This window comes from Mesorhizobium sp. M7A.F.Ca.AU.002.02.1.1, from assembly GCF_003998535.1.
Lineage (GTDB): Bacteria > Pseudomonadota > Alphaproteobacteria > Rhizobiales > Rhizobiaceae > Mesorhizobium > Mesorhizobium ciceri.
Genome location: NZ_RZPB01000197.1, coordinates 1 through 8,777 on the forward strand (window position 1 = coordinate 1; position 8,777 = coordinate 8,777).

The 8,777-nt window shown below is 65.7% G+C and carries 9 protein-coding genes and 1 tRNA gene; 2 read left to right on the plus strand and 8 right to left on the minus strand.

What is annotated here, in order from left to right; translation table 11 throughout:
- The coding region (locus EN879_RS14450; RefSeq protein ID WP_164774410.1) for a PLP-dependent cysteine synthase family protein at positions 1-637 on the minus strand (637 nt) is incomplete at its 3' end.
- Between the two features lie 254 nt (positions 638-891).
- Here EN879_RS14450 and EN879_RS14455 point away from each other — a divergent pair.
- The gene (locus tag EN879_RS14455; RefSeq protein ID WP_013528611.1) at positions 892-2,880 is read left to right on the plus strand and encodes an adenylate cyclase; all 1,989 of its coding nucleotides are present in this window, start codon (positions 892-894) and stop codon (positions 2,878-2,880) included.
- Positions 2,881-3,010: 130 nt separating this feature from the next.
- On the plus strand, positions 3,011-3,190 hold the full coding sequence (locus EN879_RS14460) for a hypothetical protein (RefSeq protein WP_023814179.1): 180 nt from the start codon (positions 3,011-3,013) through the stop codon (positions 3,188-3,190).
- A gap of 121 nt (positions 3,191-3,311) precedes the next feature.
- On the opposite strand, the gene EN879_RS14465 is transcribed toward EN879_RS14460, so the two are convergent.
- From EN879_RS14465 to EN879_RS14495, 7 genes are all read right to left on the minus strand, one after another.
- Positions 3,312-3,875: a cytochrome b gene (locus tag EN879_RS14465; protein ID WP_063169663.1), complete on the minus strand. Its 564-nt coding sequence runs from the start codon at positions 3,873-3,875 to the stop codon at positions 3,312-3,314.
- Positions 3,876-4,071: 196 nt separating this feature from the next.
- Positions 4,072-4,380, minus strand: coding sequence for a UBP-type zinc finger domain-containing protein (locus EN879_RS14470; protein WP_063169662.1), 309 nt, complete (start codon positions 4,378-4,380; stop codon positions 4,072-4,074).
- Positions 4,377-6,062, minus strand: coding sequence for an FAD-dependent oxidoreductase (locus tag EN879_RS14475; protein ID WP_063169661.1), 1,686 nt, complete (start codon positions 6,060-6,062; stop codon positions 4,377-4,379). The genes EN879_RS14470 and EN879_RS14475 overlap by 4 nt, the downstream gene beginning before the upstream one ends.
- Before the next feature lie 150 nt (positions 6,063-6,212).
- A tRNA-Leu gene (locus tag EN879_RS14480) sits at positions 6,213-6,297 on the minus strand.
- Positions 6,298-6,370: 73 nt separating this feature from the next.
- Positions 6,371-6,991 (minus strand): 2,3-bisphosphoglycerate-dependent phosphoglycerate mutase, encoded by a 621-nt coding sequence (locus EN879_RS14485; RefSeq protein ID WP_013528615.1) that lies wholly within the window; start codon positions 6,989-6,991, stop codon positions 6,371-6,373.
- A 33-nt stretch (positions 6,992-7,024) separates the two neighbouring features.
- On the minus strand, positions 7,025-7,867 hold the full coding sequence (gene dapB / locus EN879_RS14490) for a 4-hydroxy-tetrahydrodipicolinate reductase (protein WP_013528616.1): 843 nt from the start codon (positions 7,865-7,867) through the stop codon (positions 7,025-7,027).
- The coding region (locus EN879_RS14495; protein WP_127274107.1) for an ATP-binding cassette domain-containing protein at positions 7,864-8,777 on the minus strand (914 nt) is incomplete at its 5' end. The genes dapB and EN879_RS14495, both read right to left, overlap by 4 nt.

Genomic DNA, 8,777 nt, shown 5'->3' on the forward strand with positions numbered 1-8,777 from the left:
GCACGATGCGGGTTTCCGGCCGCTCGCGGCGCAGCACGCGCGCCACGCCCACCACCGTGCCGCCGGTGCCATAGCCGGTGACGAAGCAATCAAGCCGCGAGCCGGCGAAATCATTGACGATCTCGCGCGCCGTCGTTGCCTCGTGGATGGCGGCGTTGGCGGTCGTCTCGAACTGGCGGGCAAGGAACCAGCCATTGGCCTCGGCCAGTTCCACCGCCTTCTTGTACATGCCGAAACCTTTTTCTGCGCGCGGCGTCAGCACCACCTTGGCGCCCAGCATGCGCATCAGTTTGCGGCGCTCGACCGAAAAACTGTCGGCCATCGTGACGACCAGCGGATAGCCCTTTTGCGCGCAGACCATGGCGAGGCCAATGCCGGTGTTGCCGCTGGTCGCCTCGACCACCGTCTGGCCCGGCTTCAGCGCCCCGCTGCGCTCGCCCTCCTCGATGATGTTGAGCGCCAGCCGGTCCTTCACCGAGGCGCCGGGATTGAAATACTCGGCCTTGACGTAGATCGTCGCGTGGGACGGTCCGAGATTGTTGATGCGAACCACCGGCGTGTCGCCGACGGTGTCGAGAATGCTGTCGAACAGGCGGCCGCGCCCGGCCGTGGTTCTGATCTTCTGCTGCTGCAACATCTTGGTCTCCTTGATTGTCATCGCGTTTTGTCTTCACGGGCCGGTTACAAACCGGCGGGCTGGGCGGCGAGGTTTGGTGACCTTGCCGCGCTAGGACTGACATGCCGCACAGCGGCAATGCCCGTATCCGGCGCTGATATCCGCTGCCGGATGCGCCGTGTCGTGTTTGGTGATACAGGAGAGGCCGACAGGCCAGCGTGGGAGCAGGCGTGGAAACGCACGTGGAATCCACTCGATCGAGGCCGGACGGCGACATGCCGGTCCTTTCCGTGCGCCTGCTCGGACCGCTGATGATCTCCCGCGACGGCGCTCCGGTTGCCCTGCCCGCGTCACGCAAGCTGCGCGCGCTGCTCGCCTATCTGGCGCTGGCGCCGCATCCGGTCAGCCGCAGTCGCCTGTGCGAGTTGTTGTGGGATGTGCCGAACGACCCAAGGGGCGAACTGCGCTGGTGCCTGAGCAAGCTGCGCGGCGCGCTTGACATGCCGGCCCGGCGCCGGGTCTCCACCCAAGGCGATACGGTCGCACTCGATCTCGACGATTGCCTGGTCGATGTGCTGGAGGTCAGCCGCGCCGCCGCGCAAGGGATCGGCACGCTTGACGTCGAGCGCTTGCGCGTGCTGGCCGGACTGTTTGCCGGCGATTTCCTCGACGGGCTGGAGCTCGAGCGCAGCCCGCATTTCAACAGCTGGCTGATCGCGCAGCGCCGCCGCTTCAGCGCTTGCCATGCCGCCGTGCTGGAACGCCTTGTCGCGAGCCTGCCGGCTTATAGTGACGAGGCGATCGCCCATCTCGACACATGGGTGGAACTGGCGCCGTTCGACACGTGCGGACATCTGGCGTTGCTGTCCAATCTGGCCGGGCGCGGCGAGGTCGGCGCGGCCGAAGAGCATCTGGCCGCGGCGGAACGATTGTTTCGGTCGGAGGAGCTCGATTTCGCACCGCTTCGCGCGGCCTGGCGGGCGATCCGTGACCGACAGTCGGGCACCTCGCTTCGAACGGCCTGCCTGTCCACGCTATCGCCACTGGTGGCCACCATGCCCACCGCACCCGGCCCGGTCGAGCCCAGCCACGCTTCGCTGGCGGTGATGCCGTTTGTCGAGGAGAGCGGCGGCACGCGCGGCGGATTGGCCGACGGTTTCACCCACGACATCATCACCCGCCTGGCCAAGCTCAGGGATTTCTTCGTCATCGCGCGCGGATCGGTGTTTGCGCTGGCAGAGCAGAACATCGCGCCCGAGGATGCCGGCCGCCGGCTGAATGTCGACTATGTCGCCACCGGCACGGTGCGCAGCCCGTCCGGCCGCCTCATCGTCAGCGTCGAGCTGATCGAGGTGCGCAGCGCCAGGATCGTCTGGGCCGAGACCTTCGAGCGCAGGCCCGATGACATCTTTTCCGTGCTCGACGACATCGGCAACAGCATCGTCTCCTCGATCTCGGCCGAGATCGAAACGGTCGAGCGCAACCGCGCCATGCTGAAGGCGCCCAGCTCGCTCAACGCCTGGGAGGCGTACCATCGCGGCCTCTGGCACATGTACCGCTTCACCCAGGCCGAAAACGAGCAGGCGCGGCATTTCTTTGCCCAGGCCTTGCAGCTCGACCCGACCTTCGCCCGTGCCTATGCCGGCCTGTCCTTCACCCACTGGCAGAACGCCTTCCAGCGCTGGGGCGATCGCGACCGCGAAAGCGCGCTGGCCTTCGAGAGCGCCGGCCACAGCCTGCTGGTCGACGACCACAATCCGGCCGCCCATTGGGCGATGGGCCGGGCGCTGTGGCTGCGCGGCGAGCAGGACGGCTCGCTGCTCGAACTCGAGCGGGCGGTCGATCTCAGCCCCAACTTCGCGCTCGGCCACTACGCTTTGTCCTTCGTGCATTCGCAGTCGGGCGACCCGCGAGCGGCGATAGGCTCTTCCGATCATTCGCGCCATCTCAGCCCGTTCGACCCGCTGCTGTTCGGCATGCTGGGCGCACGCGCCATGGCGCATGTCCGGCTCGGCCAGTTTGAGGAGGCGGCCGAATGGGCGCTGAAGGCGGCGGCGCGGCCCAACGCCCACGCCATCATACTGGCGATCGCCGCGCACTGCCTGGCGCTGGCCGGACGGCTCGACGAGGCGCGCGGCTTCGCCGCCGCCATCCGCAAGACAAGGCCGGACTATTGCGCCGACGATTTCATCGGCACCTTTCGCTTCGAACCGGATGCCGTAGCGCTGTTCCGGCAGGGCGCCAGCCGCATCGGGCTCAACTGAAGCCCGGGATCGCCATCTTGGGGATCGCGTGGGAATTTCGCCTCAAATCCGCCAGGTTAACGAAGTCGGAAGGAGTTGTTTAACCGTTAGCTTCTATGTCACGGCCCGGGGGGCCGACAAAGTGAGTATGATGAGCAACAGCCCCGACAAGCGCAATGAATGGCGCGCCATATTTTACGTGCAGGCTCGCGTTGCCATCCTGTTTGTCCCGGTGGTTGCCAGCCTGCTTATCATAGCGGCGCTTGCCGGAAACGAACGCAAGTCGGTTCCCAGCATGATCGACCCGACCGTCACCGGCTCCGTGCGGTAGGCGCTATCGGTCGGCGTTAGCCCTCTCGGGGAGAGCGCCTTCTGAAGAAAAAAGAAGGTCGAGGGAAAGGCCCTCCCGATCAACGAGGGAAGGCGCCATGCGCTTTTCCTGGGAAACCACTTCACACTTTCCCGGACTTGCTCCAGGAGAGCGTGCTTTCCGGCAGCATTCGCTTGAGCACGTCGTCCTTGCGGATGAAATGATGCCATAGCGCCGCGGCCGCGTGCACTCCGGCGAGGATGAGGATCGAATTGGCGCACAGGCTGTGCAGTTCCCTGATGAACCGGGCCGTGTCGCGGTCGGGCGATACCGGGGCCGGGATGGTGAAGAGGCCGAAGAAGCTCAAGGCGTCGCCCCTATACCAAGTCAGCAGGATGCCGAGAGCCGGAATGGTCACCAGCAGCGCATAGAGCAGCAGATGCGCGATCTTGGCCGCCCATCGTTCAAGGTCCGACATTTCCGTCGGCAGCCCTGGCGTTCCCAGTATCAGGCGCAGGCCGACGCGGATGACGACCAGCGCAAACAACAGCAGCCCGAACGAAATATGGAACCACCAGACGAGCGCGCTGCCGGGATCGCCGCGCGGAAAAAGTTCTTCCACATAGGTCAAGCCATAAAGGCCGATGACCAGCAGAAACACCGCCCAGTGAATGGCTTTTTGCGCGCTTGTATAGGTGGGGTGCATGCGAGCCTTCCAGTTTTGAATGTTTCTAAACTAGCCGCGATCATGTCAAAGCTTTGTCGGGCTCGGATGATCGTGAGCTGGCAGGACACTGGAACGGGTAGGCTGTCAGTTTGCGGACAGTCGGGCATCGAGCGCGTAATGCTGGACAAAGAAAAACCCGGGCGAACCGGGCTCTTCTTCGGCGTCTCCAGGGCGCTCAAACAAAGCGCGGGATCGGACCGTTCTGCGGGGTCACATCGTCGCCGAGGTCGACAAACACCTCGTCGACATAGCACCATGCCCAGCCTTCGGGCGGATCGTAGCCCTCGATGATCGGATGCTTGATGGCGTGGAAATGCTTGGTGGCGTGGCGGTTGGGCGAGTCGTCGCAGCAGCCGACATGGCCGCAGGTACGACACAGCCGCAGATGCACCCATTGCGACCCGCTCTTCAGGCATTCCTCGCAGCCGAGCGCGCTCGGCGTGACCTTCCTGATGTCGCGCGTATGTCTGCATTCATCCATCATGGTCTCCCGGCCATTCGAAATGTGTCGGCGTTGCCGCGCGCGAGGTAGGCATGCAGAGCCGCGACCACCTGGGCGCCTTCGCCGACAGCCGCCGCGACCCGTTTGACCGAACCGGCGCGGACATCGCCTATGGCGAACACGCCGCTGCGGCTCGTCTCCATCTGCGCCGATCCTATGTCCGATCCGGTGCGCACGAAACCCCTGGCGTCCAGCGCGACATCGCAGTTGGCCAGCCAATCGGTGTTCGGATCGGCGCCGATGAAGAGGAAGAGATGGCGGATCGGGCGCGTCGTTTCCGCGCCGCTGGCGCGGTTGCGCCAGCGCACCGTGGCAAGATTGCCCTCTTCGCCGTCCAGCGCCTCGATTTCGGTCCCGGTCAGCACCTCGATGTTCGGCTGCGCCCGGATGCGCTCGACCAGGTAGCGCGACATGCTGGCATCGAGGCTGCCGCCGCGCGCCAGCAGCGCCACCTTCCGCGCATGACTGGCCAAGTAGACAGCCGCTTGCCCGGCCGAATTGCCGGCGCCGACCAGCGCCACTTCCTGGCCCGCGCAAAGCCGGCCTTCGATGGGCGACGCCCAATAGTGCACGGACGTCCCCTCGAACCGCGCCAGATCGGCGATGTCGAGGCGACGATAACGCGCGCCGCTGGCGATCACCACGCTGCGCGTGCGCACGGTCTCGCCGTCACCGACATCGAGCAGATAGCGGGCGCCTGAAGTGTCGGTGGCCGCGCTCAAAAGCTTCGCCTCGTCCGGGATGACCATTTCAACGCCGAACTTCTGCGCCTGGTTGTAGGCGCGCGCCATCAGCGCCATGCCGGTGATGCCGGTCGGGAAACCGAGATAGTTCTCGATGCGCGAGGAGGCGCCGGCCTGTCCGCCGAAGGCACGGCAATCGAGCACGATCGTCGACAGCCCTTCGGATGCCGCATAGACCGCCGCCGCCAGCCCTGCCGGGCCGGCGCCGACGATGGCCACGTCATACACCGTATCGGCATCGATCGGGCGCAACAGGCCGACGCAGCGGGCGAGGTCCTTTTCGCCGGGGTTCATCAGCAGCCTGCCGTTTGGACAGAGCACGATCGGCAGGTGGTGCGGATCGACCTCGAAGCGTTCGACCAGGGTTTTGGCGCAGGGATCGCTGTCGGAATCGAGCACGCGGTGCGGCTGGCCGCTGCGCGCCAGAAAACCCTGCAGCCGCAACACGTCGGCATTGTCCTGGGGTCCGATGATGATCGGCCCGCTGGTGGCGCTCTCCAAGAGCCCGACGCGGCGCAGGATCAGCGCCCGCATGATGCGCTCGCCGAGATTGGCCTCCTGCACCATCAGGTCGCGCAGTCGTTGCGAGGCGATGACGAACGCCTCCACCGGCTCGGCGGCCTGCGCATTCACCAGCGAGGGACGGGCCGAAAGCTGCGCCAGCTCACCGACAAAGCTGCCCGGGCCGTGCGTGACGATCGTCTCGCGCCGGCCGAGCCCGCCGTCCTGGGTGATGTCCACGCTACCCGACAGCACGACGATCAGGCCGGGCGCCACATCGCCGGCTTCGATGATGTGCTCGCCGGCTGCATAGGCGCTGGCCTCGCCGAACCGGCGCATGCGGTCGATGTCCACCTCGGCCAGCGTGGGGAACGCCTGGTCGCGGCGGGCACCGAAGATCGGGTTGGTGGATTGAGCCATGGTTTTGAGCGTAGCGAAGCGGCCGCGGAGTTTGAAGCGGTTTGTGAGGGGACTGGCCGGAAGGGGAGGTTGGCTGAAAAGAAAAAGCCCGGACGAACCGGGCTTTTTTCTCTAAGTTTCTGAACCGTCAAGTGGTTCGAAACGGGAATTTGGTGCCCAGAAGAGGACTCGAACCTCCACTCCTTGCGGAACACGGACCTGAACCGTGCGCGTCTACCAATTCCGCCATCTGGGCTGGTGCGGGCTCATGTAAGCGGGCAAGCGATTGCTGTCAACGCGCTTTTTTCGCAGGTGCTCCGTTCGCCGGCTCAGTCGTCCAGCACTTCCTTGGAAGCGACGGTGGAATCGGCGTTGAGCTGGTAGATGACCGGCACGCCGGTGCCGAGTTCCAGCTTGACGATCTCCTCGCCCGACTTGCCGTCGAGCGCCATGATCAGCGCGCGCAGGGAGTTGCCGTGCGCGGCGACCAGCACGGTGCCGCCGCGCAGCACATGCGGCTGCAAATCGTGCAGGTAATAGGGCCAGACGCGGGCGCCGGTGTCCTTCAGGCTCTCGCCGGCAGGCGGCGGCACGTCGTAGGAGCGGCGCCAGACATGCACCTGCTCCTCGCCCCATTTCTTGCGGGCGTCGTCCTTGTTGAGGCCGGAGAGGTCGCCATAGTCGCGCTCGTTGAGCGCCTGGTCGCGGATGGTCTTCAGGTCGCCCTGGCCGACCGCGTCGAGGATGTGCTGGCATGTCTTTTGCGCCCGGATCAGCGCGGAGGTGAAGGCGATGTCGAATTTCAGGCCGCGCGCCTTGAGCTTTTGCCCGGCGGCCTTGGCCTCGGCGTGGCCCTGTTCGGTCAGGTCGACGTCGCGCCAGCCGGTGAACAGGTTCTTCAAATTCCATTCGCTCTGGCCGTGGCGCACGAGCACGAGGGTTCGCGACATGTTTGCTCCTTCAGGTTTATGGATCAGGCCGGCTCAGCTGAGGCCGAGCACGTCCCGCATCGAATACAGTCCCGGCTTCTTGCCGCGCGCCCAAAGCGCCGCCTTGACGGCGCCGCGGGCGAAGATGGCGCGGTCCTCGGCGTGGTGCGACAGGGTGATGCGCTCGCCGGTGCCGGCCAGCATCACGCTGTGGTCGCCGACGACAGAGCCCCCGCGCAACGTGGCAAAGCCGATCGAGCCCGTCTTGCGCACCCCGGTGTGGCCGTCGCGGACGCGCACGTCGTTGCCTGAGAGCTCGATACCACGCCCGGCGGCGGCGGCTTCACCCAGCAGCAGCGCCGTGCCCGAAGGCGCGTCGACCTTGTGCTTGTGGTGCATTTCGAGGATCTCGATGTCGAAATCGTCGGCATCGAGCGCGCGCGCCGCCTGCTCGACCAGCACCGCCAGAAGATTGACGCCGAGGCTCATATTGCCCGATTTGACGATCGTCGCATGGCGCGCCGCCGCCGCGATCCTGGCATTGTCATCGGTCGAACAGCCGGTAGTGCCTATGACATGGACGATGCGCGCCTGCGCCGCGTAGCCGGCGAATTCGACCGTCGAAGCAGGCGTGGTGAAATCGAGCACACCGTCGGCCTTGGCGAACACCGGCAGCGGATCGTCGCTGATCGGCACGTTGATGATGCCGATGCCGGCCAGCTCGCCGGCATCCTTGCCCAGATGCGGCGAATCCGCCCGCTCGACCGCGCCGATGACCCGCGCGCCTGATATAGAGTGGATGGCACGGATCAGCGTCTGGCCCATGCGGCCGGCGGCGCCCACCACCACCAGGCCCATATCATTTGCCGGTCCGTCGGTTGCGGGCGTGGCGCTCATGTCGTGCTCCCGGCGATGCTCTGCGTGTCGATGCCTTGTGACAGGCGTTGCGCCGAAGTCCGGATCGGCGCGCTGTCGTCGACAAGCCCCAGACCCTTGACGCCCTGGATGCGGTGGAAGCGGGCATAGACGCTGTGCGGATCGGCCATCAGCGAGGCGTGCGTGCCTTCCTCGACCAGCCGGCCCTGTTCCATGACGATGATGTGGTCGGCATTGACCACCGTCGACAGCCGGTGCGCGATGACGATGGTGGTGCGGCCTTCCATGACCTTTGTCAGCGCCTGCTGGACGCGAGCCTCGGCCTCGTTGTCGAGCGCCGATGTCGCTTCGTCGAGCAAAAGGATCGGTGCCTGCCGCACGATGGCCCGCGCGATCGAGACGCGCTGGCGCTGGCCGCCGGACAGCGTCACGCCGTTCTCGCCGACCGGCGTGTCGTAGCCCTGCGGCTGCTGGCGAATGAAGTCGTCGGCCGCGGCTTGGCCCGCGGCCTGTTCGATCTCGGCATCGGTGGCGCTCAGCCGGCCGTAGCGGATGTTGTCGCGGATGGTGCCTTCGAACAGATAGGGCTGCTGCGAGACATAGGCGATGGAACCGCGCAGCGACTGTTTGGTGACCTTCGAGATGTCCTGGCCGTCGATCTCGATCGATCCCGCCTCGACATCGTAGAAGCGCTGCAGCAGCGCCACCAATGTCGTCTTGCCGGCGCCCGAAGCGCCGACGATTGCCGTCACCTTGCCGGCCGCGGCGACGAAACTCAGATCCTGCAGCACCGGAGCCTCCTCGACATAGCGGAAGGAGACGTTGTTGAAACGCACTTCGCCGGAGGTGAATTTCGCCTCGGCGGCGCCTTGGGCGTCGCTCTGCTGCGGCTCGATGTCGAGAAGCTCGTAGATCATGCGCGCTTGTGAAT

Excerpts from the sequence above, each read along its gene's own strand:
- EN879_RS14460 (WP_023814179.1), top strand. The coding sequence starts at position 3,011 with ATGAGCAACAGCCCCGACAAGCGCAATGAATGGCGCGCCATATTTTAC.
- EN879_RS14470 (WP_063169662.1), bottom strand. The coding sequence starts at position 4,380 with ATGATGGATGAATGCAGACATACGCGCGACATCAGGAAGGTCACGCCG.
- EN879_RS14485 (WP_013528615.1), bottom strand. The coding sequence starts at position 6,991 with ATGTCGCGAACCCTCGTGCTCGTGCGCCACGGCCAGAGCGAATGGAAT.
- EN879_RS14465 (WP_063169663.1), bottom strand. The coding sequence starts at position 3,875 with ATGCACCCCACCTATACAAGCGCGCAAAAAGCCATTCACTGGGCGGTG.
- EN879_RS14455 (WP_013528611.1), top strand. The coding sequence starts at position 892 with ATGCCGGTCCTTTCCGTGCGCCTGCTCGGACCGCTGATGATCTCCCGC.
- dapB (WP_013528616.1), bottom strand. The coding sequence starts at position 7,867 with ATGAGCGCCACGCCCGCAACCGACGGACCGGCAAATGATATGGGCCTG.
- EN879_RS14475 (WP_063169661.1), bottom strand. The coding sequence starts at position 6,062 with ATGGCTCAATCCACCAACCCGATCTTCGGTGCCCGCCGCGACCAGGCG.